Below are 25,513 nucleotides of genomic sequence, written 5' to 3'. Positions count from 1 at the left end.
CGCGAAGCGCCCCACCGAATGGTTTCGGTGGGGTGCGACGCTGCAACTCAGCTACTGCTCCTGGGCCGTCAGCCGACCGGTGTCAGCTCACGCTCCTCCTCGGGAGCCGCCGGCGGTACTGTCGCGTGCTTGGCCTGCTTCGGCCGGAGCCAGCGCGGTGCCCACCAGTTGGCGTCCCCGAGCAGCGTCATGATGCTCGGCAGCACCACGGCCCGGATGATCGTCGCGTCGATCAGGATCGCGACCGCCAGCCCGACTCCCAGCTGCTTCATGTCCAGCGTGCTCAGCGTCGCGAAGACCGCGAACACCCCGATCATCACCGCCGCCGCGCTCGTCACCACACCGGCCGAACCGGTGATGCCCTCGGCAACCGCCTGCTTGGTCGGCACCCCGCGCAGCACCGCCTCGCGGATCCGGCTGACGACGAACACGTGGTAGTCCATCGACAGACCGAACAGCACCACGAAGAGGAAGAGTGGCAACCAACTGACCACCGCTCCGTTCGACCGGAAGTGCAGCAACCCTTCGGCCCAGGTGTTCTGGAAGACCGCGGTGACGACCCCGTACGCCGCTCCCGCGCTCAGCAGGTTCAGCCCGATCGCGGTCACCGCGACCACCACCGACCGGAACGTCACCATCATCACGAGCATCGTCAGCAGCAGCACGAACCCGATCACCAGCGGCAGCTTCGCCCTGGTGTGCGCCGCGTAGTCCACGTCCGCGGCCACGAACCCACCGACCGCGTACTCCGCACCCGGCACCTTGCCCACCGTCGCCGGCATCAGGTCCTTGCGCAGCTTGGCCAGCGAGTCCCGCGCCTGCTGGCTACCACCCTCGTACGGCGTGGCGACCTCGAGCGTCGCGACCGTACCGTCCTTGGAGAACCGCGGCTTCTCGAGACCGTCGGCCGCGAACAGCTGGTCGCCCTTGGTCTTCTCCATCAGCTCGGCCAAGGCTGCCTTGACCGCGGGCTGCTGGTTGGCCGGCGCCCGTACGGCGACCTGGTGGCTCGTCCCCGTGCTCGGGAAGGCCGCGGTCAGCCGGTCGTACGCCTTCATCACCGACGTCGTCCGCGGCAGGTCCTCGGTGCCCGGGAACTTCAGCGTCATCCCCAGCGCCGGCGAGGCAACCGCAAGCAGTGCGGTGACCGAGACGAGCAGCGTGGCCATCGGGTGCTTCAGCGCAGGCTTCAGCATGGTCGGCCAGAAGCGCGGCTTGCTCTTGTTGGCCGTGAGCCGCCACAGCAGCGGGATCCGCGGGCGGTCCACCCAGCGACCGAGCTTCGCCAGCACGGCCGGCAGCACGGTCAGCGAACCGACGACGGCCACCGCGACGACCAGGATCGAGCCGACCGCGAAGGACGAGAACACCGCGTCCCGAGCCAGGAACAGCCCGGCCATCGAGATGATCACCGCAGTACCGGACACGACGACCGCGTGGCCTGAGGTCGCCGCGGCGATCTCGACCGCGTCGACGTGGCCGCGGCCCTTGGCGCGCTCCTCGCGTTCACGCCGGAGGTAGAAGAGTGAGTAGTCGACGCCGACCGCCATCCCGATCAGCAGGATCACGCTGTTGACCGCGTCGACCGCGGGCACCAGCTGCGAGGCCGCCGCCGCGAGTCCGATCGCAGCCGCGACCGCGGACAGCGCGAGCAGCAACGGCACCGACGCCGCGATGAGCGCACCGAACGCGACCAGGAGGATCGCCAGCGTCACCGGCAGGCTGAACATCTCGGCCCGCTTGAAGTCCTTGCCGAGGGTCTCGTTGAGCGCCTTGTCGATGGACAGACCACCGACCTCTTCGACCCTAAAGTTCGGATACTGCTGCTGGACCTGAGCGGTCGTGTCGAGCAGCGGCTGGACCCGGGTCTTGTCGTCGGCGCCCGCCGCCGGGTCCTTCAAGGTGACCCTGACGATGACCGCGTCCTTCTTCGGCGACGGCATCGGCGGCGCAACCTCCGCGACCCCACCGAGGCCGCGCATCCGCTGCACCACGACGCCCGCCACCTTGCCGGCCTCCGTCTGGTCGAGCTGCCCGGACGGAGCCGTGATCAGCACGCTCTCCACGTCCGGGTCGTCGAAGTTGCCGGACTTGACGATGTTGTCGGCCCGGGTCACCTCACCGATGTCGCTGTCGCTGTCCTTGGCCTGCTTGGTGCCGGTCATCGAGCCGATCGCGAAACAGGCGATCACCACGACCACCCACATCGCGATCGCCCGCCACGGATGGGTGGCACTCCAGCGCGCCGCCCGGACCGTGATCTGTCCCCTGGCCATACCGTCCCTGCCCCTCTGCGCCCCCTCTGGCGCCCCACTCAGCGCTCCCTGGCGTGGCGCTGGCTACAGGCAAAAGCCTCGCTGGCCGGGACAGGCCGGCACCATGCAGGAAGCCCCCCGGTTCACCCTGAGGAAAACCCCACCCCACCCTCCGCCGGGACTGCGGGTGACCCCGGGTGATCGGACCTCGACCGGAGCTCAGAAGTCTCGAGACCGAAGCTCAGAAGTCCTCGAGGTTGAGCGACGAGGCGGCCGAGATGCCCTCCAAATACCCCTCGGCGCGCTCGGCCTTCGGGTACCGGTGGACCAGCGCCCAGAAGGCGGCGTTGTGGGCCGGCTCGACCAGGTGAGCGAGCTCGTGGACCAGGACGTAGTCGACCACCCAGGCCGGCATCACCTGCAACCGGGTGCTCAACCGGATCGACCGGTCCGCCGGAGTGCACGATCCCCACCGTCTGTTTTGGTTCGAAACCCACCTCACCGACGCAGGTTCGGGCACCTCTGGGAGGTGGCGACACGCGAGTTCGTGTGCTCTGGCCAACAATTTTTCGTCCGACACGCGCGATCGGCTGCGCTGCTTCTCGAGCCGCGCCAGCATGGTCTCGACCCAGCGCGCCTCCTCGGCGGCGGACAACCGGTCGGGCATCAGCACGACCACCCGCTCACCGTCCCGGTACGCGCTGACCGTGCGCTTGCGGCGCTTGCTGCGCCGGATATCCACGTACGGCGGGATGGGGCGCGGTGGGGAGTCGGCCATGGCTCAAAAATGTACCCCCCGAATCGGACAACTTTCTTGGGTCCACATCCTGTGCATCGATGTTTCCGCAGGTCAGACGCCAGATCTTGGGTCCTCTGATTCCGGTTGTTCACATCCTGTTCCCCCGCCCGTCCACAGCACCCGGCGGCGCGTCCCACAGGTTGCGCACAGAGTTATCCACAGGCGTGGACAACTCGCGCTTGCCTGCGCCGCCGGCGTCTCCTAGCGTCGTCCCCAACAGGCTCCCGGACCGCTACCGGGGCCGCTCGGAGGGGAAGCCGAGCGGTTCCGGAAGCGGAACTCCGGGAGCCTGTTCCGTGCCGGCGAAAGTTTCGGAAAAGGGTTTCCCCGAGGCGTTCAGGCGGCGCGCGGACCCGGAGGTGGGCTTGAGCCTGCCGCTGGCTGCCGTAGGGTGAATCCCGACTGGGCCGAACGGCCTACGGCAGGACGGTCTGCCGTCAGCAACCCAAACGACCGCTCGGGGCCGGGCCCCGGGCTGAAATTCAGAGCAAGGAGAGAGGCCCTCATGGCAGAGACCTGGAGCGGCGAGTTCTACTGCGTCAAGTGCAAGGCCAAGCGCACCGCCGACGGCGAGGTCAAGGTCAACGACAAGGGCACGCGCATGGCCAAGGCCAAGTGCCCCGAGTGCGGTACGAACCTGAACCGGATCCTCGGCAAGGCCTGACGCACCACGTCGTCATCAGGGGCGGTGCCGGACCCACGGGTCCGGCACCGCCCCTCGGCACGCAGGCCGAGATCTCTCAGCGACGAACCTGGTACTGCGATACAAAGGCGACACCAGGTGCCCCGAGCGGAGCCGGGCTTGGGCGACCGGACAGAATGGGAGCGTGTCGGACCTCCCTCGTAAGGCGTTGAGCCGGACCGCGAAGCTGGCCAGCCTGCCCCTCGGCGCCGCCGGGCGGGCGACAGTGGGCCTGGGCAAGCGTCTCGGTGGGGCGCCGGCCGAGGCCGTGCTCGCCGAGTTCCAGCGCCGGACCGCGGACCAGCTGTTCGCCGTCCTGGGTGAGCTCAAGGGCGGCGCGATGAAGTTCGGGCAGATGATGAGCCTGATGGAGTCGGCGATGCCCGAGGAGCTCGCGGCGCCGTACCGGGCCACGCTGACCAAGCTGCAGGACTCCGCCCCGCCGATGCCGGTCGCGACCGTGGACGAGATCCTGTCCCGCGAGCTCGGCAAGCGCTGGCGGGACCGGTTCGAGGAGTTCAGCGAGAAGCCCGCGGCGGCCGCGTCGATCGGCCAGGTGCACCGCGGCACGCTCAAGGACGGCCGCGAGGTCGCGATCAAGCTCCAGTACCCCGGTGCCGCCGACGCGCTGCGCAGCGACCTCCGTCAGCTCGGCCGCTTCGCCCGGACGGTCGGCGCCGTGGTCCCCGGCCTGGAGGTCAAGCCGCTGGTCGCCGAGCTGCAGGAGCGGATCGGCGAGGAGCTCGACTACGACCGCGAGGCGCAGGCCCAGCAGCAGTACGCCGACGCCTTCCGGGACCACCCGGAGTTCGTCGTCCCGCGGGTGATCAAGCACTCCCCCACGGTCATCGTCTCGGAGTGGATCGAGGGCCGACCGCTGTCGTCGTACATCACCGACGGCAGCAAACAGGAGCGGGACGCGATCGGGCTGAAGTACGTGCGGTTCATGTTCAGCGGACCGAAGTACGCCGGTCTGCTGCACTCGGACCCGCACCCGGGGAACTACCGGGTGATGGCGGACGGCCGCCTCGGCGTGGTCGACTTCGGGCTCTGCGCCCGGCTGCCGGAGGGGCTGCCGCCGGCGATCGGGCGGCTGCTGCGGATCTCGCTCAAGGGTGACGGCCTCGCCGTTCGGGACGGTCTGCGGGCCGAGGGCTTCATCAAGCCGCGGATGGAGATCGACCCGGAGCAGCTGATGGACTACCTGGCGCCGTTCGCGGAGCCGGCCCGCGAGGACACGTTCCAGTTCAGCCGGGCCTGGATGCGCGCGCAGGCGAACCGGACCAGTGACTTCCGGTCGCCCAACGCGTCGCTGGCGCTCCGCCTCAACATGCCGCCGTCGTACCTGCTGATCCATCGGGTCTGGATCGGTGGCATGGCTGTCCTGTCGCAGCTCGAGACGGAGGCGCCGTTCCGGGCAGTGCTCGAGGAGCTGCTGCCCGGCTTCGCGGACTGACCCCCTCACTACCCCGTCAGCCCTCGTGGTGGCCCAGGACGGGCTGCTTGCGCAAGGTGACCGCCAGGAGGGTCGCCACGGCTGCCAGAGTGACGGCGGTGATCGCCGCGGCCAGGTGGAGGCCGCTGGCGAAGGCGTGCCGGGCCTGGTCGAGCACGTCGGCCGGCAGGCCCTTGGTGACCGCCTCGCCCAGTGAGTTGCCGCCGCGGCCGTCCATGTGGCTCCGGTACACCGCGGTGACGACGCTGCCGAGGATGGCGATGCCCAGCGCGTACCCGAACTCGTTGCTCGTCTGGGTCAGCCCACCGGCCATCCCGGCCTTCTCCGGCGGCACCGAGCCGATCACCAGGTTGGTGCCCAGGATGACCAGAGCGCCCGGTCCGAACGCCTCCACCGCGAACGCGATCACCAGCACCGTCGTCGAGGTCGCCACGGTCATCACGACCATCCCGACGACCGTGAACGCAACCCCGGCCGGGATCAGGATGCCCGGTCGGATCCGCTGGGCGAGCCGTGGCGCCAACTGGAAGCCCATCGTCGACGTGACCATGCCGGGCACCAGCGCGAGACCCGCCTCGAGCGGGGTCAGGCCCTTCACCAGCTGGAAGTACTGCGCGACGAACACCATCACACCGCCGGACAGCATCGAGTAGGTCATCATGCTGCCGAGCACCACGCTGAACGTCCGCCGGGTGAAGAGCCGTACGTCGACCAGCGGGTCGTCCAGCAGCCGCTGCCGCCGTACGAAGGCCCACCCGAACACCCCACCGACCACGAGGGAGACGACCGCCTGCGCGTCGGCGCCGTGCGATGCCAGGTGCTTGAGGCCGTGGATCGCCGGCAGAATCGCGGCCAGCGAGAGCAGCACGCTCCGTACGTCGATCCGTCCGGCTGCCTCGTTCCGGTACTCCGGGAGCACGATCGGGCCGAGGATCAGCAGCACGACCATCGCCGGTACGCCGATCAGGAACGCCGAGCCCCACCAGAAGTGGTTCAGCAGGACGCCGCCGACAATCGGACCGACGATGGCGCCCACGGTGAAGCAGCCTCCCCACACGCCGAGGGCGGTGGCCCGCTGCCGCGCGTCCGGGAACAGGGTTGAGATGAGCGAGAGCGAGCACGGCGTGAGCGCGGCGCCGGCGATGCCGAGCACCGCGCGGGCGCCGATCAGCATGCCGGGGTTGACGGAGTACGCCGCCACGATCGAGGCGACGCCGAAGACGGCCGCCGCGCTCAGCAGCAGCCGCCGACGGCCGATCCGGTCACCGAGGTTGCCCATGGTGATCATCAGCCCGGCCACCATGAACCCGTAGACGTCCAGGATCCACAGCTGCTGCGTGCTGGTCGCACCGAGCGCCCTGGTCACCGCCGGCACGGCCAGCAGCATCACGAACAGGTCGAGCGAGACCAGCAGGGTGGCGAGGCACAGCACGCCGAGCGCGATCCACTGCCGCTTGCCGGTGGCCACGGTGTCGGGTTCGGTGTCGGCGTCGGTGGTGAGAGTCATCGTTCCGGTCCTTCCACAGGAGGGTCTTCACTCACTGCGTCGACCGGATCGGCCCGGAATCGACACCCGGTCCGACGTAGCGTGGATCAACCGACGATCGGAGCCGGAGATGACGGAGATCGGAAACCTCCCAGACGTCGTGTCACCGGAGGAGTGGATGGTGGCGCGCCGCGAGCTGCTGGCCCGGGAGAAGGAGGTCACGAAGGCCCGCGACCGCCTGAACGCCGAGCGCCGGCGGTTGCCGATGGTCCGGATCACCAAGCCGTACACGTTCGAGGGCCCGGACGGGCCGGTCGGCCTGCTGGACCTCTTCGACGGCCGGCAGCAGCTGGTGATCCACCACTTCATGTTCGCGCCGGACTGGGACGAGGGCTGCCCGAGCTGCTCGTCGGCCGCCGACGAGATCGGGAACCTGCGCCAGCTGCACGTGCGCAACACGTCCCTGGTCGCGGTGTCGCGGGCGCCGTACCCGAAGCTGGTCGCGTTCAAGGAGCGGCTGGGCTGGACGTTCCCGTGGTACTCGTCGTACCCGGGTGAGTTCAACTACGACTTCCACGCCACGCTCGACGACCGGGTCGCGCCCGTGCTGCTGCACTTCCGCACCCAGGAGGAGCTGGCCACGGAGAAAGGTACGCCGTGGTCGAACGGGCCGTGGACCGCGGACATGAACGGCGAGGAGATGCCCGGGATCAGCACGTTCCTGCGGGTCGGCGACGAGGTGTTCCACACCTACTCGACCTTCGGCCGCGGCATCGAGGACTTCCACAACGGCTACCGCTACCTCGACCTGACCGTGCTCGGCCGCCAGGAGGCCTGGGAGGAACCGCAGGGCCGCGCAGAACCTCTCGGCCTGCACGTGGGCGGACCGGCGATGCAGGTCCCCGACCGCTACCAGTAGACGGAGTCGAGCTTCACCTCGATGCTCCGCAGGTTCTCCCGCGCGCACCGGTCGCAGTACACGAGCTTGTGGCCGTCCTCCACCGAGGTCACCCAGGTCAGCGGCAGCTCCTTGCCCTCGGACCGGACACCACACAACGCACAGGTAGCACTCGCCATGGCACTAGTCTGCACCCCGTGCGATGGCGAATTCACCACGAGTCCGAGGTCTGGGGAAACCGCTGGCTGAGCGTGCGGCGCCTGGACGTCGAGCAGCCGGACGGCGAACGCGTCGACTACCACGCGGTGCGGCTCGCGGACATCGCCGCGACCGTCGTCACCGTGGACGCGCAGGTGCTGCTGATGTGGCGGCACCGGTTCCTGACCGACACCTGGGCGTGGGAACTGCCGATGGGGATCATCGAGGCGGGCGAGACGCCGGCGGAGGCTGCAGGGCGCGAACCGCAGGAGGAGACCGGGTGGCGACCTGGCCCGCTGGCCGAGCTGATCCGGTCGGAGCCGGCGGCGGGGATCATGGACTCGCGGCACTTCGTGTTCCGGGCGACGACGGCGGAGTACGCCGGGCCGCCGACGGAGCTGAACGAGTCGGACCGGATCGAGTGGATCCCGCTGGCCGACCTGCCCGGGATGATCCGGCGGCACGAGATCGTCAGTGGGATCACGCTGCTCGGGCTCCAGCAGGTGCTGCTGTCCGAGCGTGGCTGAGGGCGGCACCCCCTTTGGATGCCGCCCTCAGTGATTCAGCTGGTCAGGCTGTGATTCTGGTGGATCAGACGAGGCGGGCGAGTGCGAGGCGCGCGCGTGCGCTGGCCCTCTCGGCTCGCCGGCCGGCCCGTTCGGCCTGCTTCTGCGCCTTCTCGATCTGGTGAGCGAGGCGGAAGCGCCGGTTCTGCTCTGCGGCATTCAGTTTCGACCGACAATGAGCACGGGCGAGATCTTCTTGAAGTAGATGCATTTCAAAGCTCCTGTGTGAAGTCTGGTTGGTCATTGCGACTCGTTTTCGGTAGGGGTTGTGTCGTTCAGGCTGCGGTAACGGTGTCGCTCTTGCGGGGACGCCCACGGGGCCGCTTGCGCGGAACCACCACACCCTGGACGAACAGCTCGCCACCCCACACTCCCCACGGCTCGGAGCGCTCGAGCGCTCCGGCCAGGCACTCGGCCTTCAGCGGGCAGGTCGTGCAGAGCGACTTGGCGTACTCGACGTCCGCCGGCGATTCGGCGAAGAAGAGTTCTGGCGCGTAGGACCGACAGGGCAGGTCCTGCGACGTTGCCACCTCGGTGAAGACATCGAGGAAGCTCACGCTCATTCCGGTCACCTCCCAGTGACTTTTGGTGCTGATCTCTTGTCGTCGGTGACGCTTACCGGTTGGTAGGCGCCAAATCTGTGGACAAACACTGTGTCGACAAACAAAAGGGCCGCGGGACCCTTGTCGGGTTCCGCGGCCTTGGAGGTGCCGGCGCTGACTCTCGTCAGACCGGTGGACTCCATGCTCTAGAACCCGAACCGCCGTACTTCGCGTCGCCGACAGCTGCGCCCTTGAACTGGGCAGCGCCGGAGGCCATCAGCACAACGGTCGCGACGTGAAGACGCGGCGAGGCACCCTGGATCTGGGCGCACGGCAGCGCTACAGCGTTGCTGAACGGCTTCATCGTGATGATGTTGGTGATCATTTCCGGGGCACCTCCTCTCGTTGTGGCGAAGCGGGCGGTTGGCTCGATCGCTATGGTGGTTTGAAGTTTTCGGCCAGGCAGTGGCCGCAGAAAGAACAGTACGCTGCCCGAGTCAGCCGCCGCAAACTATTTATCGCCAGTTCGCGAAGGTTGGCCGGAAGTTGCCGCGACGACGGCCGGATCTGGCTGCCATCACGGGTTCCCGGCACGCTCCGGCGCGTGCACTGCACGCTGCGAGATCGTTGCCTCTGTCACCTAAATGCCACGTCTGCCAGCAGCAGAACACGACACGCCCTCCAGCGTGCGCCACCGCGAGCGTCCCCGGCAAGAGGTTTTCCCGAAAGGGCAACGACCGCCCGGCCCGGACCTCGCACGCTTCCAAGAGCTGCGACGGGGTACCGCGACGTCCGTGTCGAACCAACAAGTAGTTGATGTCCCCGGTGGAGAGGCGACCAGGCCGCAGGAAATCCCGCCGCGCGGCTGGTGGCAGGTCCTCCGCCGAGCCTGGGCCGAGGCGAAGGCGGACCAGGTCCCGTTGCTGGCCGCCGGGGTCGCGTTCTTCGCGTTCCTCTCGGTCTTCCCTGCGATCGTCGCCGCGGTCCTGGCGTACGGGCTGATCGCCGACCCGGCGCAGATCCGGAACCAGGTCGGTGACCTCGCGAAGACGATGCCGGCGTCCGGCCGGGATCTGATCCTCCAGCAGATCGACTCGCTGACGTCGTCACCCAGCCGCAGCCTCGGGATCGGACTCGCGATCGCGGTCCTGGCCGCGCTGTGGAGCGCCTCCGGCGGCGTCGGAAACCTGATCACGGCGGTCAATCTCGCGTACGACGAGGACGAGAGCCGCGGGTTCGTCCGCCGGAAGCTGCTCGCGCTCGGGCTGACGCTCGGCGCGATCGTGTTCGTCCTGCTCGCCGTCGCCCTGTTCTCGCTCGGGGGCCGCGGTCGGCGACGAGGTGGCGACGCCGGTCCGGTACGCCCTGATGGCGGTCCGCGTCGTACTCGCACTCGTGCTGATCACCGTCGCGCTCGCGATCATCTACCGGTTCGCGCCGGACCGGGACGCGCCGCGGCTGCGCTGGGTCTCGGCCGGGGCGGTGGTCGCGACCGTCATCTGGCTGGTCGCGTCGATCGGCTTCTCGGTGTACGTCGAGACGTTCGGCAACTACGCGAAGACCTACGGAAGCCTGGCGGCCGTCGTCGTGCTGATGCTGTGGTTGTGGATCACGGCGTACGCGATCCTGCTCGGTGCGGAGATCAACGCCGAGTCCGAGCAGCAGACGATCAAGGACAGCACGACCGGCGAGCCGCAACCGCTCGGTGAGCGCGGCGCAGTGAAGGCCGACTCCGTCCCGACTCAGGACGCTTAGCGGGTGCAGAGCATCAGGATGTGTTCGCCGTACTTCGCGAGCTTGGTGTGGCCGATGCCGGGGATCGAGCGTAGAGCCTTCTCGTCGGCGGGCTTGGTCTCGGCGATTGCGGTGAGGGTGGCGTCGGTGAGGATGACGAAGGCGGGCATCTTCTCGGACTCGGCCTGCTCGGTGCGCCACTCGACGAGTGCGTCGTACAGCTTCTGGTCGATTGTCGAGGGGCAGTCCTCGCAGCGGCCGAGCTTGCGAGCGCCGGCATCGAGCAGACCGCGTCCGCAGACGCGGCACTTCGGGATCGGCCGACCGGCCTTGGACGCGGCCGGGGACGGACGCTCCCAGCCGACCGGCTGCGACGGGGTCCACTCGGTGCGGGCGCTCCGGACGCCGATCGGGTCCAGGAAGCGGGTCGGTCCGCGGGTGCCGCGGCCGCCCGGTGAGCGAGACGTCGACCAGCTGACGTGCAGCCGCTGCTTCGCCCGGGTGACGCCAACGTAGAAGAGCCGCCGCTCCTCCTCGACCTGCGCAGGCGTCTGGGCGTAGCTGATCGGCAGCGTCCCCTCGTGGGCGCCCACGATGAACACGCACTCCCACTCCAGGCCCTTGGCCGCGTGCAGCGTCGCCAGCGTGACCCCCTCGGCCAGCGGCGCGTGCTGGATCGACGCCCGACGGTCCAGCTCGGCCATCAGGTCCAGCAACCGCGCAGACGGGTTCGCCGCGGCAAAGTCGGACGTCATCGTCACCAGCGCGCTCAACGACTCCCACCGGTCCCGCACCGCACCGGTCCCGGTCGGCGGCTCCGGCGACCAGCCCGCACCGGCCAGCACTCCGGTCACCACCCCGACCAGGTCGTCGGACATGTCCCCGGCCTTCGCCTGCCCGCGCAGCAGCACGGCAGCCTGCCGGATCTCGGCCCGCTCGAAGAACCGCTCCGCGCCCTTCAGCACGGTCGGGATCTTCCGCTCGGCCAGCGCCTGCTCGAAGTTCTCCGACTGGGCGTTGGTCCGGAACAGTACGGCGATGTCGCGCAGCGCCACGCCGTCGTCCTGCAGCCGGGTGACGGCCCGTCCGACCGCATCGGCCTCCGCGACCTCGTCGGAGTACTCGCGGTACACCGGTACCGGCCCGGTCTCCTTCTGCGAGCGCAGCGTCACCCGGCCCGGCAGACCGGTCGGGCCGGCCGCGTCGAGGATCTTGTTCGCCACATCGACGATCTGCGGCGTCGACCGGTAGTCACGGACCAGCTTGATCACGTTCGCCGTCGGATGCCGGGACGCGAAGCGGACCAGGTTCTCCGGCTCGGCGCCGGCCCACGAGTAGATGGTCTGCGCCGGGTCACCGACCACGCAGACGTCCTCGCGGCCGCCGAGCCACAGGTCGAGCAGGCTCTGCTGCAGCGGCGAGACGTCCTGGTACTCGTCCACGACGAACGTGCGGTACTGCCGCCGGATCTCCGCCGCCACCCGCTCGTCCTCCGCGAGCAGCGCGACCGCGCACAGCAGCACGTCCTCCAGGTCGATCCGCCCGCGCTCGAGCTTCACGTCCTCGTACGCCGCGAAGATCCGCGCGATCGTCGCCGGGTCGAACGCGGCCAGCGTGCGCCCGGACCGCGGCGCCAGCTTGGCGTAGTCGTCCGGACGGACGTTGCTGACCTTGGCCCACTCGACCTCACCCGCGAGGTCCCGCAGCGCCGGGGTGTCGACCCGGACCCGGCAGCGCGAGGCGGCCTCGGTCAGCAGCGGGAACTTCCGGTCCGCGATCGGCGGCAGCTCCGCGCCGTACACCCGGGGCCAGAAGAAACGGGCCTGCCGGAGCGCGGCGGAGTGGAACGTCCGCGCCTGCACGCCCTCGACCCCGAGCTGAGCGAGCCGGCCGCGCATCTCCCCCGCCGCGCGCTGGGTGAAGGTGACCGCGAGCACCCGGAGCGGGTCGAACGTCCCGGTGCGCACGCCGTACGCGATCCGGTGGGTGATGGCCCGCGTCTTGCCCGTCCCGGCACCGGCCATCACCACGACCGGGCCGTGCAAGGAGGTCGCGACGGCCCGCTGCTCCGGATCGAGGGCCTCAAGGAGGTCATCTGTGTCCAACTCCCCCGCCCCACCACCCCGGTCAGGTCGGGCAGATCGTGTGAATTCGCTCACCGGTCGAGACATGCGGGAACAAGCACCACCTACGGCGTGGTTCGGATACGTCGAAGGCCACCCTAGACGGGCGGCCCGACAAAACCCCTCCCAGTCCCAAGGAGTCAGCCGATGTCGGCTCTGACCATGTACTCGACGCCCTGGTGCGGCTACTGCCACCGCCTGAAGGGTCAGCTCAAGCGAGCCGGTATCGAGTTCACCGAGATCGACATCGAGCAGGTCCCCGAGGCGGCCAAGCTGGTCGAGAAGATCAACCGCGGCAACCAGACCGTACCGACCGTGGTCTTCCCCGACGGCACCGCGATGACGAACCCGTCGCTGGCGCAGGTCGCGGACAAGCTGGTTGCTTGAAACGCCTGACTCCTAGACTTACGGTCATGGCCGTTATACCTTGCGATGAACTACGTCGCAGGGAGTCCGCCCATGTTCTCGCGCCGTCACGCTCTTCATGTGCGCTGTCGCCATGCCTTGACGACCTTCGCCGTGGCTCTGGGCCTGCTGGCCACCGGTCTGCACGCCAGTGCCGCACCACCAACACCATCAACACCTGAGCCACGACCTGACCCGTTCCCGTCGGAGACGTGGCCATTAGGCCCACCGGTGCGATCGTTCGGTCCGGCCGACGACGTCATCCGCGACCTGGGCTCTCCGGTCAGCTCGCTGACCGTGATGGAGGGCGCCGTCGGCCGTACGCCGGACGGCCGCGACGTCGTGTACGCCCTACCGGCCGGTGAGAACGCGCGCCTCAACGTCGTCGACCTGCACACCCGCCAGCTGATCCGCGCCGTACCACTGCAAGGCGCAGCAGGCGGTTGGGCGATCGTGGTGACGCCGAACGGCGACGTCTACCTCGGCACGTACCCGTACGGGCACCTCTACCGCTACAGCCCGGTCACCGGCGAGGTGACCGACCTGGGGCAGCCCGTCCCGGGCCAGTTGCAGATCTACGGCCTTACCGCCGATGCAGCAGGCAACGTGTACGCCGGGACCTACCCGAACGCGCACGCCTTCAAGTACGACGCGACGACCGGACAGGTGACCGACTACGGCTCGCTCGACCCGGTGCAGCAGTACGCGCGGTCCACGGTCTACGACCCCGACCACAACAAGCTGTTCGTCGGCGTCTCCACTCCGAACGCCCGGCTGCTGCGGATCGACGTCGACACCAAGGCGGTCGAGGACATCACTCCCCCGGGTACGACGGCGAAGGACTTCATCGACCTGGACTACGCGGGCGGCAAGGTGTTCGCGAACGCCAGCAGCCGTTTGGTCGTGGTCGACGCGGTCACCGGCGAGCAGGTCAAGTACACCGACACCACGACCGGTCAGCAGGTGATGGACTACCCGATCGCCGCCCGTGGTGTCTCAGCGGCCGGCCCTGGCGGCGTGTACTTCACCAACAACACCCTGTCCCTCGTCCACTACGACCTGGACGCCAACACCATCGGTCCGGTCTCGCCCCCGCGCACAGTGACCCGTGGTGCCTCCATCGGGTACGGCTGGGTGACAGAGAACGGCGTACCCGTTCTGTACGGCCTCGCGGGCAACTACTCCGGTGGGACCTTCCGGTACAACCCGGCCGACGGCACGCTCGCGCAGTGGAGCTCGCCGTTCCAGCTCGTACCGTCGCCGCTCATGCACGAGCTGGCTGATCCAGTGACCGGCAAGGTGTTCGTCAACGTCTACCTGAACGGCTCCACCGGCATCTACGACCCGGCGACCGGCAAGACCACCATCACCACCCGCCAGGGCCAGGTAGAAGGCTGGGCCTGGGACGGCACCGGCAAGATGTACGTCGGCATCTACCCGTACGGCCGCCTCTCGCTCTGGGACCCGGCACTACCGGACAGCCCGACCAACCCGAAGGAACTCTTCAGCCTGGTCGACAGCGACCACCAGAACCGACCGGTCGCCGTCGTCCCGGCCGGCAACAAGGTGTACGTCGGCACGACCCCGGCGTACGGCGAGTACGGCGGCGCGCTGACCGTCTACGACGTACCGACCGGCACCCACACCGTCTACCGCAACCTGGTGACCGACCAGACGATCGCGTCCGCGCTACCGGCAGGCGCGAACGTCTGGGTCGGCTCCAGCATCGAGGGTGGCCAGGGCACCGACCCGAAGGCCACCGAAGCACACCTGGTCCTGGTGAACCCAGCCACCGGCGCGCTGCTCAACGACGTCGTCCCCGTCCCCGGTGCGGCCAGCATCAACGAGCTGATCACCGGACCGGACGGCAACATCTGGGGTCTCGCGGACGGTGTCGTGTTCGTGGCGAACCCCGCGACCGGTCAGGTACTGCGACGGCTGTCCGTCTTCAACGGCGTCACCGGCTCGCAGGACGGCGCACTGTCCTGGCGCGACGGCTACCTGTACGGCGTGGCCGGCGGCCGGCTGTTCGTCCTGGACAGCCTGAGCGGCGAGGCGACCGTGCTGCGCGACCACGGCCTGAACCGGCTGACGCAGACTCCGGACGGCACCTACTACACGCTGCTGCGACCGGACGGCTACACCAACCCGACCAACCTGGGGTCCTACACCCCACCGGTCGACCCGTGTCCGCGCTCGGACGTCCGGCCGACGGTCTGGACCGGCAACATCAACAGCCACGTGGAGAACCGCTTCCTGATCTACGGCTGCACGCTCACCGACAAGCTGCCCGACGCGAAGGCACAGTGGCCGAGCCACGGCGCCTACGTGCTCGCAGTGGACCGCGCGCTCCGGCCGCTCGAGGCGGACGGCAGCGTGGAACGCTGGGAGGGCCTCCTGATCCGCATCGCCGCGGCCGCCTCGAACGTCGGGAGGAAGTAGCTACCAGCTCCCGGTGAGCGAGTCGCCGTACCAGCCTTCGATCAGGCGACGCGAGATGGAGATCGCACCGGGGAGGGCCATCGTGCCGGCTTCGACCAGCGCACGGAGGTCCTCCCGGGTGAACCACTTCGCCTCGGCGATCTCGTCCGCGTCCACCTCGATGTCGAACGCCGACGCCCTGGCGTAGAACCCGAGCATCAGGCTGGACGGCAACGGCCAGGGCTGACTGCCGGCGTACTCGATGTCCGGACCGACCACTACGCCGGTCTCCTCGAGCACCTCCCGCCGCACTGCGTTCTCCAGCGATTCACCTGGCTCGACGAAGCCGGCGAGGGTCGAGTAGCGACCGGCAGGCCACGCCTCGTTGCGGCCGAGCAGAGCGCGGTCCTGGTCGTCGGTGACGAGCACGATGATCGCCGGGTCGCTGCGCGGGAAGTGGTTGAGGCCGCAGTTCGGGCAGTGCCGCACGTGCCCCGCCTCGACCACCTCGGTGTGTTCACCGCAGTTGGCGCAGTGGGTGTGCACGGCGTGCCAGTTGGACAGTCCGATCACGTTGACCGCGATACCGGCCTCACGGTCGTCCAGCACGGCGCCCAGCTCGCGCAGACCGCCGTACGACTCGTCGCCGTCGCCCTTGACGACCACACCGAAGACAGCACGGCCCTCGGCGGTCTGCCCGGCGCCGGAGTCGCGGTCGATACCCAGGAAGATGCGCAGGCCGTCCGGGGCGTCCGCCGGAGTTACGAAGCGCAGGGCGCTGCGGTCGTCGACCACCTGGAGCTTGTCGCCGGCCACGACCACCACCTGGGTGTCGTCGGCCGACCACGCCTTCTCCAGCCAGTCGTCGTCACGTCTGCGGTCGGCGGCACGGTCCAGAACGGACCGGGACAGGGCTAGCGAACCAGGAGCGATCGAGTAGGCCACGTGGCTCAACCTACCCCGCTGTTTGAGCGGGCGCCGTGAGAGCATCCCCGCATGAGTATTCACATCGCCGCCGAGAAGGGGCAGATCGCACCGCGGGTGCTGTTCCCCGGTGACCCGCTGCGGGCCAAGTGGATCGCGGAGACCTACCTGGACGACGTGATCTGCTACACCGAGATCCGGAACATGTTCGGGTTCACCGGCACCTACAAGGGTGAGCGGATCTCCGTGCAGGGCTCCGGTATGGGCCAGCCGTCCGCGTCGATCTACGCGCACGAGCTGTTCGCGGAGTACGACGTGCAGACGCTGATCCGGGTGGGCACCTGCGGCGCACTCGTCGAGAGCGTGCGGGTGCGCGACGTGATCGTGGCGATGTCCGCGAGCACCGACTCGCAGATGAACCAGTTGCGCTTCCACGGCATCCACTACGCACCGACGGCGGACTACCAGCTGCTCCGGGCGTCGGTCGACGCGGCCGAGGCGGCCGGGCTGAACGTGCACGTGGGCCAGGTGTTCTCCGGTGACCTGTTCTACAACGACCGGGCCGACCTGGTCGCGCGGACCGCGGAGTACGGCGTCCTCGGCATCGAGATGGAGGCGGCGGCGCTCTACACGCTGGCCGCGAAGTTCGGCCGCCGGGCGCTCGGCATCATGACGGTGTCCGACCACCTGATCACCAAGGAGGAGACCTCCGCGGAGGAGCGCCAGACGACGTTCTCCGAGATGATCACGATCGCCCTCGACGCGGCGATCGAGGTGCCGGTCTGAACGCGCGCGGCGCCGCCACAGTCCTGGCCTGCGCCATCCTGATCGCTACGACGGCCTGCTCCTCCGGAGACAAGAAGGCCGAAGACAAGCCCAGCACCTCGACCAGTAGCAGCGCTCCGGCATCCAGCAACACCCCTGCTGGACCGGAGGAGACGCTGCCGGACCTGACCGCGGCACAGGTGGTCAGCGCGTTGGCCGGCAAGAGCTACAAGTGCGCCACCGACGAGGCGTACCAGACGTGCAGCCAAGGCACGACGTCCGTACAAGTGCTCATCGGGACCCAGCCGCGGCCGGCGGTCCTGTCTATGCAGACCAGTGGCGCGGCTGCCGAGGCGACCACGAAGCTCAGCGAGCTGGCACCGCAGGTGCTCGAGACTGCCCACGTGAACCCCCGCGGTCAGATCACCGACTGGCTCAAACAGCAGCAGGGCAAGACAGCCGGGACCATGAAGGCAGGCATCTGGGCGGTCGAGTTCTCCACCGAGACCGAGACCGAGCAGCCCGGCGCGATCCTCACGCTGACCGACACGACCTGCAAGGTCAACTGCGGCGCGGAGTGACGCGAGCGGCTACGCCGCGACCAGTTTGGGCAGCACCTGCATGATGCGGTCGGTCAGCAGGCTCGGTGTCTTCTCGGGGTTAGCGGCGTAGCCGACCACGGCCTGCTCGAACAGGCCGTCCACCAGCGCGTACGCCGTCGGCGCGTCGACCGCGGGCTTGGTGCCGGTGAGCTCGGCGTACCGGCTGAGGATGCGCCAGATCATCTCTTCCAGCAGCTTGTCGATCGCCTCGACGTCCGGGCGCAGCTGCTCCTCGAACATGCTCTGGGCACGCAGGTCGTACCAGAGCTTGTGCATCGGGGTCTCCTCGACCAGCGTCTGGTTCAGCTTGGCCAGGAAGCCGGTGGCGAGCTCCTCGGCGGAGGTGGCGGTCTCGACGACCTCGTCGTACCGCCGGGCGCACTTGGTCTTGTAGTACCGCACGCAGTAGCTGATCAGGTCGATCTTGTCGCGGAAGTAGTAGTGCACGACGCCGTGGGTGAACTCGGAGTTGTTCGCGATCTCGCGCAGGCTGGTCCGGGCGTACCCGAGCTCGCCGAGCGTCTTCAGCGCCGACTCCGCGAGCGCGACCCGGCGGCGCTCGATCTTGTCGATCCCGGACACCCGCACAGATCGCTCAGATCGCTCGGACCGCTCGGACTCTGCCGCACTGGCTGACGCCATCGCAACCACCGCCCTCCGGATCGAGTCGATGCGCCAGAGTACCCCGCCGCGGGCCAGGCGCGCCCCGCGGCGGGGAGACTGCTTGACAAGTGTCAAACAAAGTCTTGACGAGTGTCAAAAGTCTGGCCAGAGTGTGAACATCCCGAGCAAAGGAGCTGTCCGATGGGTTCACTCGATCTCTCCGGCCGTAAGGCCCTCGTCACCGGCGCAGCCCAGGGGCTCGGCGAGGGGATGGCGAAGGCGCTCGCGGCCGCCGGCGCCAAGGTCGTGGTCAGCGACGTCCAGAAGGACGCGGGCGAGGCAGTGGCCGACGCGCTGGACAAGGAGTACGGCGCGGGCAACGGCTTCGTCGCGCACGATGTCAGCGACGAGGGCGACTGGGAGAACGCCGTGGTCGCGGCCAACGACATCCTCGGCGGCCTGGACATCCTGGTGAACAACGCGGGGATCGAGATCACCAGCCTGCTGACCGAGGTCACCGCGGACGAGATCCGCAAGATGCTCGAGGTGAACGTCCTCGGCACCACGCTCGGCATCAAGTACGGCCTGCGGACGATGCGGCCCGGCGGCCTGGCCGGTCAGGGTGGCGCGATCATCAACGTCGCGTCGGTGGCCGCGACCATCGCGTTCCCGGGCATCGCGGTGTACTCCGCGACCAAGTCCGCGATCGACCGGCTGACGCGGGTGGCCGCGATGGAGTCCGGCAAGCTCGGGTACGGCGTCCGCGTCAACTGCATCTACCCCGGCCTGGTCCCGACTGCCATGGGCGCCGGTCTGGCCAACGACTGCGCCGAGCTCGGGCTCTTCGAGTCGCCGGAAGCGGCGGTCGCGGCGGTGGTCGGGCTGACGCCGGCCGGCCGGCTCGGCGAGGTCTCCGACATCGCGGACGCGGTGGTGTTCCTGGCGTCGAACGAGTCGCGGTTCATCACCGGCGTCGGGCTGCCGGTCGACGGCGGCATGGGGATGTGATCGCATGAGCACGAAGCCCGTCGTCGTGTACGGCGCCTCCGGCTACACCGGCCGCCTGGTCTGTGAGTACCTCCGCCAGTACCACGTCCCGTTTCTGGCGGCGGGACGTGACGAGGCCAAGCTGAAGGCCTCTATGGCCTCCAACGTCCCCGGCATCGAGACGGCTGACTACGAGGTCGCCACGGTCGACCACGACGTCGCCGCACTCACTGACCTGTTCAAGGGCGCGTCCGTCGTACTCAACACGGTCGGTCCGTTCAGTGAGCTCGGTCCGGCGGCGGTGGAGGCCGCGCTCGCAGCTGGTGCGCACTACACGGACACCACCGGCGAGCAGGACTGGCTCATGACCTGCGACGAGACCTACGGTCCGCAGTTCGCCGACGCCGGCCTGGTGCTGGCGCCGGGCATCGCGCAGATGTACACGACCAGCGAGATCGCTGCGCAGCTCTGCCTCGAGCAGCCTGGCCTGGACACCCTCGACATCGCGGTGTTCTGGGGCGGTAGCCCGACCATCGCCTCGACGCGGACCATCCTGGTCAACGCGGCCACGTCCAAGGCGCACTACCTGGAGAACAACCAGTACGCCGAGTTCCCGGCGCAGGGACTGGTGTCGCTGGTGGTGCCCGGGCAGCACGAGCTCGCGCTGTCATTGCCCTGGGGCGGTATGTCGCACCCGGTCTGGTTCAAGAAGGACCCGCGGGTGGCCAACTGCAAAGCGCAGGGCGGTGTCTTCAACGCGGCGCTGATGAACGGCGTACCGCAGATCGTGGCCGCAGCACTCGAGGCGACCAAGGACATGGCGCCCGACGAGCGGAATGCGGCACTGACCGAGACTGCGCGTCAGGTGATGAACGAGATGCCTCCGCGCGAGAACCCGCGGGTCAACAAGACGCTGGACTCCGTGCACGCATCTGGTCCGCTCGGCCGGGCGCACTGCGTCATCCACGGCAACAGCAACTACCAGCAGACCGGGCTGCTCCAGGCGTACGCGGCGTACTCGCTGCTGCAGACGGCGCCGAAGCGGGTCGGGTTCGCGAGCGGTTGCCAGGCCTTCGGTCACCGCGAGCTGCTCGGCGTGCTGCGTAGCTTCGGTCTGGTCTCCGAACCACAGTTGACGGTGCATTGACGGTGCGACTGGTCGACTACCTCGACAAGGGCGCGTCGCTCGGTCCGAGTGCGGCCTGCTTGACCACGGACGGCGAGACGCTGTCGTACGGCGAGGTCCAGCAGCTGTCGTACCGGATCGCGGCCGCCTTGGTGGAGTGCGGCCTACGGCCGGGTGGCAAGGTCGCGATCCTGTCCGCGAACGACCCGGTGGCGTTCAGCTGCGTCTTCGGGATCAGCCGGGCCGGTGCGATCTGGTGCCCGATCAACCCGCGCAACGAGGCCGCCGAGAACCGCGAGCTGCTCGACCAGTTCGACTGCGAAGTACTCATCTACCAGCAGGCGTTCGCGCCGCTGGTGGACCGTATCCGGGACTCGCTGCCGGGTGTACACACGTTCGTGTGCCTCGACGGCGAGCCCATCAGCTCCGGACCGACCCCCCACCCACGGGTCCGGAGCGTCGGCTGGGACGCGTTCTGCGGGGGCGTGTCCCAGCCGGCACCTGACCTGACCGACCCGGACGGGCTGGCGATGATCGTCGGCACCGGCGGCACCACAGGTCGTCCGAAGGGCGTGATGTTGAGCAACACGAACCTGGAGACGATGACGGCGCTGACGCTGATCGGGTACCCGTTCGGCAGCCGGCCGGTGTACCTCGCGCTCGCACCGCTCACCCATGCGGCGGGGGTGCTGTGCTTCCCGGTGCTGGCGTCCGGCGGCGAGATCGTGATCATGCGAGCTCCCGACGTCCACGCGTTCCTGCAGCTGATCCCGCGGCACCAGGTCACGCACACGTTCCTGCCACCCACGCTGATCTACATGGTGCTGGCCGCCGACGAGCTCGACGCGACCGACCTGTCGTCGCTGCGATGCTTCTGGTACGGCGCCGCGCCGATGTCCGTGACGCGCTTGCGGGAGGCGCTGGAGCGGATCGGTCCGGTGATGGCGCAGCTGTTCGGCCAGACCGAGGCACCGATGATGATCTCGATGCTGCCGCCCGCCGCGCACTTCGATGCCGTCGGCAACATTGCGGTCAAGCGGCTCGGGTCGGCCGGGCAGCCGTCGCCGCTCGTCACGGTCGCGATCATGAGCCCCGACGGCGTGCTGCTCAGGCGCGGCGAGCGCGGCGAGATCGTGGTCCGCGGGTCGCTGGTGATGCGGGGGTACTACCAGAACCCCGAGGCGACCGCGGCGGCGTCGGCGTACGGCTGGCACCACACCGGCGATATCGGGTACCTGGACGACGACAACTACCTGTACATCGTCGACCGGGCCAAGGACATGATCATCACCGGCGGCTTCAACGTCTACTCGACCGAGGTCGAGCAGGCGCTGATGGCGCACACGGCCGTTCGGGACTGCGCGGTGATCGGGCAGCCGGACGACAAGTGGGGCGAGCGCGTGGTCGCCGTCGTCCAACTGCAACCGGGCAGCCAGGTCGAACCGACCGAGTTGATTGCCTTCGCCAAGGAACGCATCGGAAGCGTCAAAGCCCCGAAGGAGATCCTGGTCTGGCCCGACCTCCCCCGGTCCAAGGTCGGCAAGGTCGTCAAGCCCGAAATCAAAGCACGGTTGGCCAGCCTTCAGTAGTGGTGGCCGTTGAGTTCTACTGGTTCTTCGAGGGCTGCTGCTACTTCGGTGAGGAAGTTGGGGGAGAAGTAGTACCAGCGGATCGAGCGGACCTTGTCGGCTTCGGTGGTGAGGCGCATGAGGTCGTTGACTGCGGTCTTGCCGTCGCGGACGATGCGGATGACCAGGACGGGCTCGCCCCAGAGGTCGACGACCTCTGCGGTGTAGCGGTAGGGCTTTGACGGGTCCAGCGTGTGCTCGATGGAGCCGTCGCGGATGCTGTCGGCGCCGTACTCGGTGAGGATGCCCATGATCTCGCTGTCGGCGTCGGCCAGGAGCAATGCGGTCAGCCTGGGGATGTCGTAGGCGGTGAAGGCCGCGGCGACCGCGTCCAGTAGGCGGCGGTCGGGTGCGGGGCGCGGTTGGCGCTCTGGGGCTGTGAGGCGGCCGCGGCCGCGGTGGAGGGCGGCTTTGACTGCGCCTACCGAGGTCCGTAGTACGTCGGCGGTCTCGGCGAGCGTGTAGCCGAACAGGTCCTTCAGCGCGAGGGCTGCGCGCTCCTGCGGCGGGAGGAGGGTCACGAGCTCGGCCCACGCGTCGCGGACCTCCGCTGGGTCCGGGTTGCTCGGCGCGGCGTGCTCCAGCGCGTTGGTGAGTACCGGGGAGTGGCGGCGGTAGCTGTCGACGTACGCGTTGGTCGCGACCCGAAAGAGCCAGGCCCGCGGGTTCGTGATCGGGCTGTGCGCCTGCGCGGCCTGGGTAAACGCACGGGCGAGCGACTCCTGAACCAGGTCCTCGGCGTCGAAGGCGTTGGCGGTCAGGCGGCGGCAGTACGCGTACAGGTCGGAGCGCAGCGGCTCCAGACGGTCGAGGAACTCGCGGCGTGCCTGCCGGGCGGCCTTCAGCTCGGGCAGGTCCAAGGCGTCGGTCATGGTCATACCAGTGTGGACGGATGAGGCGCTGCTCGGGATACGGGCCGGTTTCGGCGCAAGGGCGAGCATCCAGTAAGGTAAGCCTTAGCTAACCGGGTTCCGCCGACCTCGAAAGCAGACCGCCATGACCAGAGCACTGCCCGAACCGTTCCGCCGCTACATCGCCGGGATCGGTACCCTCAGCCTCCGGCCGTTCGACCTGATCCGGGACGTGCCGACGCTGCACAGGTGGGTCACCCAGCCGTACGCGAAGTACTGGGGGTTGCTGGAAGCGTCCGTCGACGACGTGCGCGCGGAGTACCTCCGGATCGCTTCCAGTGGGCATCACGACGCGTTTCTCGGCGAGCATGACGGCCGGCCGGCGTTCCTGATGGAGCGGTACGACCCAGCGGCCGACGTGGTCGGGACGGTGTACGACGTGGCGCCGGGTGACGTCGGCATGCACGTGCTCGTGGCGCCTCCGACCGAGCCGGTGCATGGGTTCACGGGTGCGGTCTTCGAGACGATCATGGACAGCCTGTTCAGCGATCCGCTGGTCGACCGGGTGGTGGTCGAGCCCGACATACGCAACACGAAGATCCACGCGCTGAACGAGCGGATGGGATTCCGCAAGCACAGCATCGTGGACCTACCGGACAAGCGGGCCTGGCTGAGTTTCTGCACGCGCGACCAGTACGCGGAGGCGACCCGGATGAACGAGGCGGGCTGAATGATCGAGCATCTGAACCCGGCGGTGTGGGCCGTGGTGAACCGCGCGCTGGTCCGGAAGGCATTGTCCGAGTTCGCGCACGAGCGCATCCTGGAGCCGGTTGCTGATGGCAACCGGTTTGTGGTGGGGAGCTACAGCTTCACGGCTCGCCGGTATCCCTTGAACCATTGGGACATCGACGGCTCGAGCATTGAGTGTGCGGACGGCCCGGTGGACGCGCTGGCGTTCATCACCTCGCTGCACGAGGAGCTCGGGATCGGCGCGGAGATGCTGCCGGTCTACCTCGAGGAGATCAGCAGCACGCTGGCGTCGGCGGCGTACAAGCTGTCGAAGCCCGATGTGACGGCGGCGGAGCTGGTGACCGCGGGCTTCCAGACCATCGAGGCCGCGATGACCGAGGGGCATCCGTGCTTCGTCGCGAACAACGGGCGGCTCGGGTTCGGCGTCTCGGACTACCTGGCGTTCGCGCCGGAGACCGGCGCCGGCGTCCAACTGGCGTGGATCGCGACGCGGCGGGACCAGACGACGATCTCGCACAGCTCGTCGGTTGACTACTGGGCCTTGGTGCGCTCGGAGCTGGGCGACGACGTACTGCGGCGGTTCGCCGACCTGGTTGTTGCCGTGTGCGCCGATCCTGAGGAATACGTATACCTGCCCGTCCATCCGTGGCAGTGGGAGCACAAGACCTCGATCACGTTCGCGGCGGATATTGCGCAGCGGCACATCATCTACCTCGGGACAGTCACGGACGAGTACCAACCGCAGCAGTCGATCCGGACGTTCTTCAACCGGTCGAACCCGGCGCGCTGCTACGTGAAGACGGCCCTGTCGGTGCTCAACATGGGGTTCATGCGCGGGCTGTCGCCGTCGTACATGGCTGCTACTCCAGCGATCAACGACTGGGTGTACGGCGTGGTCGAGAACGACGTCGTGCTGAAGCGGTACGGGTTCTCGGTACTGCGCGAGATCGCCGCGGCCGGGTACCACAACCGGTACTACGAGGACGCGACCGACCAGACGTCGCCGTACCGGAAGATGCTGTCGGCGCTCTGGCGGGAGAGCCCGGTGCCGGGATTGGAGCCGGGTGAGCGGCTCGCGACGATGGCGTCGCTGCTGCACGTCGACCGGCACGGCGCGTCGCTCGCGGCTGCGTTGGTGCGCGCGTCCGGTCTCGCGCCGGCGGACTGGCTGCGGGCGTACGTCGACGCGTATCTGATCCCGTTGGTGCACAGCTTCTACGCGTACGAACTCGTCTTCATGCCGCACGGCGAGAACCTGATCCTGGTACTGCGGGACGCGATCCCGATCCGGGTGATCATGAAGGACCTCGCCGAGGAGATCGCGGTGCTGTCGCCGGACACACCGATCCCGGCGGAGGCGGAGCGGGTCCGCGCCGAGGTGCCGGACGACGAGAAGCTGCTGTCGATCTTCACGGACGTCTTCGACTGCATCTTCCGGTTCCTGTCGCCGTTGCTCGACCGGGAGGGTCTGCTGACGCCGGAGGAGTTCTGGTCGGTGGTCGCGGCGTCGATCCGCGACTACCAGGCGGCGACACCGGAGCTGGCCGCGGCGTTCGCGAAGTACGACATCTTCGCGCCGACGTTCGCGCTGTCGTGCCTCAACCGGCTGCAACTGAAGAACAACCAGCAGATGGTCGACCTCACCGATGTCGCGGGGTCGCTGCAGTTCGTGGGGACGCTGCAGAACCCCCTCTGTGGATAACTTCCGCGGC

25 protein-coding genes and 1 pseudogene are annotated in these 25,513 nt (G+C 68.6%); 15 read left to right on the top strand and 11 right to left on the bottom strand.

Translation table 11 applies throughout. The features are described from left to right. Positions 1 to 68 precede the first annotated feature (68 nt). Both AB0E69_RS23110 and AB0E69_RS23105 read right to left on the bottom strand, forming a co-directional pair. Positions 69 to 2,276, bottom strand: a complete 2,208-nt coding sequence (locus tag AB0E69_RS23110; protein WP_360149458.1) for an MMPL family transporter — start codon at positions 2,274 to 2,276, stop codon at positions 69 to 71. Between the two features lie 220 nt (positions 2,277 to 2,496). Further along, positions 2,497 to 3,033 (bottom strand): M48 family metallopeptidase, encoded by a 537-nt coding sequence (locus AB0E69_RS23105; protein WP_360149455.1) that lies wholly within the window; start codon positions 3,031 to 3,033, stop codon positions 2,497 to 2,499. 526 nt (positions 3,034 to 3,559) lie between these two features. Here AB0E69_RS23105 and AB0E69_RS23100 point away from each other — a divergent pair. After that, complete coding sequence (locus tag AB0E69_RS23100; protein ID WP_012922897.1) at positions 3,560 to 3,718, top strand: DUF5679 domain-containing protein; 159 nt, start codon at positions 3,560 to 3,562, stop codon at positions 3,716 to 3,718. A 163-nt stretch (positions 3,719 to 3,881) separates the two neighbouring features. Beyond that, positions 3,882 to 5,192: an AarF/ABC1/UbiB kinase family protein gene (locus tag AB0E69_RS23095; RefSeq protein ID WP_360149452.1), complete on the top strand. Its 1,311-nt coding sequence runs from the start codon at positions 3,882 to 3,884 to the stop codon at positions 5,190 to 5,192. A gap of 16 nt (positions 5,193 to 5,208) precedes the next feature. Here AB0E69_RS23095 and AB0E69_RS23090 read toward each other — a convergent pair whose 3' ends face one another. Further along, a complete protein-coding gene (locus tag AB0E69_RS23090) occupies positions 5,209 to 6,699 on the bottom strand; it encodes an MFS transporter (RefSeq protein WP_360149450.1) in 1,491 nt (496 codons plus the stop codon). Between the two features lie 109 nt (positions 6,700 to 6,808). On the opposite strand from AB0E69_RS23090, the gene AB0E69_RS23085 reads away from it, so the two are divergent. Beyond that, complete coding sequence (locus tag AB0E69_RS23085) at positions 6,809 to 7,597, top strand: DUF899 domain-containing protein (RefSeq protein ID WP_360149447.1); 789 nt, start codon at positions 6,809 to 6,811, stop codon at positions 7,595 to 7,597. On the opposite strand, the gene AB0E69_RS23080 is transcribed toward AB0E69_RS23085, so the two are convergent. Beyond that, the gene (locus AB0E69_RS23080; protein ID WP_360149444.1) at positions 7,588 to 7,755 is read right to left on the bottom strand and encodes a hypothetical protein; all 168 of its coding nucleotides are present in this window, start codon (positions 7,753 to 7,755) and stop codon (positions 7,588 to 7,590) included. The genes AB0E69_RS23085 and AB0E69_RS23080 overlap by 10 nt on opposite strands. A gap of 18 nt (positions 7,756 to 7,773) precedes the next feature. Between AB0E69_RS23080 and AB0E69_RS23075 the strand changes: the two genes are divergently transcribed. Then, complete coding sequence (locus tag AB0E69_RS23075; RefSeq protein ID WP_360149441.1) at positions 7,774 to 8,301, top strand: NUDIX hydrolase; 528 nt, start codon at positions 7,774 to 7,776, stop codon at positions 8,299 to 8,301. Positions 8,302 to 8,365: 64 nt separating this feature from the next. On the opposite strand, the gene AB0E69_RS23070 is transcribed toward AB0E69_RS23075, so the two are convergent. The 3 genes from AB0E69_RS23070 to AB0E69_RS23060 form a co-directional block, all read right to left on the bottom strand. Further along, positions 8,366 to 8,584 (bottom strand): hypothetical protein, encoded by a 219-nt coding sequence (locus AB0E69_RS23070; protein WP_360149438.1) that lies wholly within the window; start codon positions 8,582 to 8,584, stop codon positions 8,366 to 8,368. Positions 8,585 to 8,615: 31 nt separating this feature from the next. After that, positions 8,616 to 8,903 carry a WhiB family transcriptional regulator gene (locus tag AB0E69_RS23065; RefSeq protein ID WP_131285495.1) on the bottom strand — a complete coding sequence of 96 codons (288 nt, stop codon included), beginning with the start codon at positions 8,901 to 8,903 and terminating at the stop codon, positions 8,616 to 8,618. 163 nt (positions 8,904 to 9,066) lie between these two features. Further along, positions 9,067 to 9,267: a hypothetical protein gene (locus tag AB0E69_RS23060; protein ID WP_360149435.1), complete on the bottom strand. Its 201-nt coding sequence runs from the start codon at positions 9,265 to 9,267 to the stop codon at positions 9,067 to 9,069. 259 nt (positions 9,268 to 9,526) lie between these two features. Here AB0E69_RS23060 and AB0E69_RS23055 point away from each other — a divergent pair. Both AB0E69_RS23055 and AB0E69_RS23050 read left to right on the top strand, forming a co-directional pair. Beyond that, positions 9,527 to 10,150: pseudogene (locus AB0E69_RS23055) on the top strand (YihY/virulence factor BrkB family protein); the annotation flags it as partial. 73 nt (positions 10,151 to 10,223) lie between these two features. After that, positions 10,224 to 10,637 carry a YihY/virulence factor BrkB family protein gene (locus AB0E69_RS23050; RefSeq protein ID WP_360149432.1) on the top strand — a complete coding sequence of 138 codons (414 nt, stop codon included), beginning with the start codon at positions 10,224 to 10,226 and terminating at the stop codon, positions 10,635 to 10,637. Here AB0E69_RS23050 and AB0E69_RS23045 read toward each other — a convergent pair. Further along, on the bottom strand, positions 10,634 to 12,787 hold the full coding sequence (locus AB0E69_RS23045) for an ATP-dependent DNA helicase UvrD2 (protein WP_360149429.1): 2,154 nt from the start codon (positions 12,785 to 12,787) through the stop codon (positions 10,634 to 10,636). The genes AB0E69_RS23050 and AB0E69_RS23045 overlap by 4 nt on opposite strands. Before the next feature lie 99 nt (positions 12,788 to 12,886). On the opposite strand from AB0E69_RS23045, the gene AB0E69_RS23040 reads away from it, so the two are divergent. Continuing rightward, positions 12,887 to 13,126, top strand: a complete 240-nt coding sequence (locus AB0E69_RS23040; protein WP_360149426.1) for a mycoredoxin — start codon at positions 12,887 to 12,889, stop codon at positions 13,124 to 13,126. Positions 13,127 to 13,375: 249 nt separating this feature from the next. Next, positions 13,376 to 15,586, top strand: a complete 2,211-nt coding sequence (locus tag AB0E69_RS23035) for a hypothetical protein (protein WP_360149423.1) — start codon at positions 13,376 to 13,378, stop codon at positions 15,584 to 15,586. Here AB0E69_RS23035 and nudC read toward each other — a convergent pair whose 3' ends face one another. Then, on the bottom strand, positions 15,587 to 16,510 hold the full coding sequence (nudC, locus tag AB0E69_RS23030) for an NAD(+) diphosphatase (RefSeq protein ID WP_360149420.1): 924 nt from the start codon (positions 16,508 to 16,510) through the stop codon (positions 15,587 to 15,589). It abuts the gene before it with no gap. Between the two features lie 51 nt (positions 16,511 to 16,561). Between nudC and deoD the strand changes: the two genes are divergently transcribed. Beyond that, complete coding sequence (deoD, locus tag AB0E69_RS23025) at positions 16,562 to 17,275, top strand: purine-nucleoside phosphorylase (RefSeq protein WP_360149417.1); 714 nt, start codon at positions 16,562 to 16,564, stop codon at positions 17,273 to 17,275. 179 nt (positions 17,276 to 17,454) lie between these two features. Further along, positions 17,455 to 17,835: a hypothetical protein gene (locus tag AB0E69_RS23020; protein ID WP_360149414.1), complete on the top strand. Its 381-nt coding sequence runs from the start codon at positions 17,455 to 17,457 to the stop codon at positions 17,833 to 17,835. Positions 17,836 to 17,844: 9 nt separating this feature from the next. Here AB0E69_RS23020 and AB0E69_RS23015 read toward each other — a convergent pair whose 3' ends face one another. Further along, positions 17,845 to 18,498 carry a TetR/AcrR family transcriptional regulator gene (locus tag AB0E69_RS23015; RefSeq protein WP_360149411.1) on the bottom strand — a complete coding sequence of 218 codons (654 nt, stop codon included), beginning with the start codon at positions 18,496 to 18,498 and terminating at the stop codon, positions 17,845 to 17,847. Between the two features lie 162 nt (positions 18,499 to 18,660). Here AB0E69_RS23015 and AB0E69_RS23010 point away from each other — a divergent pair, with 162 nt between their 5' ends. Genes AB0E69_RS23010 through AB0E69_RS23000 form a run of 3 tightly spaced genes read left to right on the top strand, consistent with a single transcriptional unit; the run spans position 18,661 to position 22,161 of the window. Beyond that, positions 18,661 to 19,467: an SDR family oxidoreductase gene (locus AB0E69_RS23010; protein WP_360149408.1), complete on the top strand. Its 807-nt coding sequence runs from the start codon at positions 18,661 to 18,663 to the stop codon at positions 19,465 to 19,467. A 4-nt stretch (positions 19,468 to 19,471) separates the two neighbouring features. Continuing rightward, positions 19,472 to 20,593: a DUF5938 domain-containing protein gene (locus AB0E69_RS23005; RefSeq protein ID WP_360149405.1), complete on the top strand. Its 1,122-nt coding sequence runs from the start codon at positions 19,472 to 19,474 to the stop codon at positions 20,591 to 20,593. Between the two features lie 2 nt (positions 20,594 to 20,595). Further along, the gene (locus tag AB0E69_RS23000) at positions 20,596 to 22,161 is read left to right on the top strand and encodes an AMP-binding protein (protein WP_360149402.1); all 1,566 of its coding nucleotides are present in this window, start codon (positions 20,596 to 20,598) and stop codon (positions 22,159 to 22,161) included. On the opposite strand, the gene AB0E69_RS22995 is transcribed toward AB0E69_RS23000, so the two are convergent. Beyond that, entirely contained in the window at positions 22,155 to 23,072 is a 918-nt protein-coding gene (locus tag AB0E69_RS22995; RefSeq protein WP_360149399.1) for a sigma-70 family RNA polymerase sigma factor, read from the bottom strand. The two genes, AB0E69_RS23000 and AB0E69_RS22995, sit on opposite strands and share 7 nt — an antisense overlap. A 124-nt stretch (positions 23,073 to 23,196) precedes the next feature. Between AB0E69_RS22995 and AB0E69_RS22990 the strand changes: the two genes are divergently transcribed. Both AB0E69_RS22990 and AB0E69_RS22985 read left to right on the top strand, forming a co-directional pair. Continuing rightward, on the top strand, positions 23,197 to 23,781 hold the full coding sequence (locus AB0E69_RS22990) for a GNAT family N-acetyltransferase (RefSeq protein ID WP_360149396.1): 585 nt from the start codon (positions 23,197 to 23,199) through the stop codon (positions 23,779 to 23,781). Further along, entirely contained in the window at positions 23,782 to 25,503 is a 1,722-nt protein-coding gene (locus tag AB0E69_RS22985) for an IucA/IucC family siderophore biosynthesis protein (protein ID WP_360149393.1), read from the top strand. Positions 25,504 to 25,513 lie beyond the last annotated feature (10 nt).

The organism is Kribbella sp. NPDC026611, assembly GCF_040638345.1.
In the GTDB taxonomy this organism is placed as follows: domain Bacteria; phylum Actinomycetota; class Actinomycetes; order Propionibacteriales; family Kribbellaceae; genus Kribbella.
The sequence above is the reverse complement of the archived record's forward strand: the minus strand, read 5'-3'. Positions and strand labels throughout refer to the sequence as shown.

Bases quoted from the DNA above. Each gene is read 5' to 3' on its own strand.
- AB0E69_RS23065 (WP_131285495.1), bottom strand. From the start codon at position 8,903: ATGAGCGTGAGCTTCCTCGATGTCTTCACCGAGGTGGCAACGTCGCAG.
- AB0E69_RS23090 (WP_360149450.1), bottom strand. From the start codon at position 6,699: ATGACTCTCACCACCGACGCCGACACCGAACCCGACACCGTGGCCACC.
- AB0E69_RS23010 (WP_360149408.1), top strand. From the start codon at position 18,661: ATGGGTTCACTCGATCTCTCCGGCCGTAAGGCCCTCGTCACCGGCGCA.
- deoD (WP_360149417.1), top strand. From the start codon at position 16,562: ATGAGTATTCACATCGCCGCCGAGAAGGGGCAGATCGCACCGCGGGTG.
- AB0E69_RS23040 (WP_360149426.1), top strand. From the start codon at position 12,887: ATGTCGGCTCTGACCATGTACTCGACGCCCTGGTGCGGCTACTGCCAC.
- AB0E69_RS23085 (WP_360149447.1), top strand. From the start codon at position 6,809: ATGACGGAGATCGGAAACCTCCCAGACGTCGTGTCACCGGAGGAGTGG.
- AB0E69_RS23045 (WP_360149429.1), bottom strand. From the start codon at position 12,787: ATGTCTCGACCGGTGAGCGAATTCACACGATCTGCCCGACCTGACCGG.
- AB0E69_RS23100 (WP_012922897.1), top strand. From the start codon at position 3,560: ATGGCAGAGACCTGGAGCGGCGAGTTCTACTGCGTCAAGTGCAAGGCC.
- AB0E69_RS23105 (WP_360149455.1), bottom strand. From the start codon at position 3,033: ATGGCCGACTCCCCACCGCGCCCCATCCCGCCGTACGTGGATATCCGG.
- AB0E69_RS23060 (WP_360149435.1), bottom strand. From the start codon at position 9,267: ATGATCACCAACATCATCACGATGAAGCCGTTCAGCAACGCTGTAGCG.
- AB0E69_RS23080 (WP_360149444.1), bottom strand. From the start codon at position 7,755: ATGGCGAGTGCTACCTGTGCGTTGTGTGGTGTCCGGTCCGAGGGCAAG.
- AB0E69_RS23005 (WP_360149405.1), top strand. From the start codon at position 19,472: ATGAGCACGAAGCCCGTCGTCGTGTACGGCGCCTCCGGCTACACCGGC.
- AB0E69_RS22985 (WP_360149393.1), top strand. From the start codon at position 23,782: ATGATCGAGCATCTGAACCCGGCGGTGTGGGCCGTGGTGAACCGCGCG.
- AB0E69_RS23070 (WP_360149438.1), bottom strand. From the start codon at position 8,584: ATGACCAACCAGACTTCACACAGGAGCTTTGAAATGCATCTACTTCAA.
- AB0E69_RS22990 (WP_360149396.1), top strand. From the start codon at position 23,197: ATGACCAGAGCACTGCCCGAACCGTTCCGCCGCTACATCGCCGGGATC.
- AB0E69_RS23015 (WP_360149411.1), bottom strand. From the start codon at position 18,498: ATGGCGTCAGCCAGTGCGGCAGAGTCCGAGCGGTCCGAGCGATCTGAG.
- AB0E69_RS23110 (WP_360149458.1), bottom strand. From the start codon at position 2,276: ATGGCCAGGGGACAGATCACGGTCCGGGCGGCGCGCTGGAGTGCCACC.
- AB0E69_RS22995 (WP_360149399.1), bottom strand. From the start codon at position 23,072: ATGACCGACGCCTTGGACCTGCCCGAGCTGAAGGCCGCCCGGCAGGCA.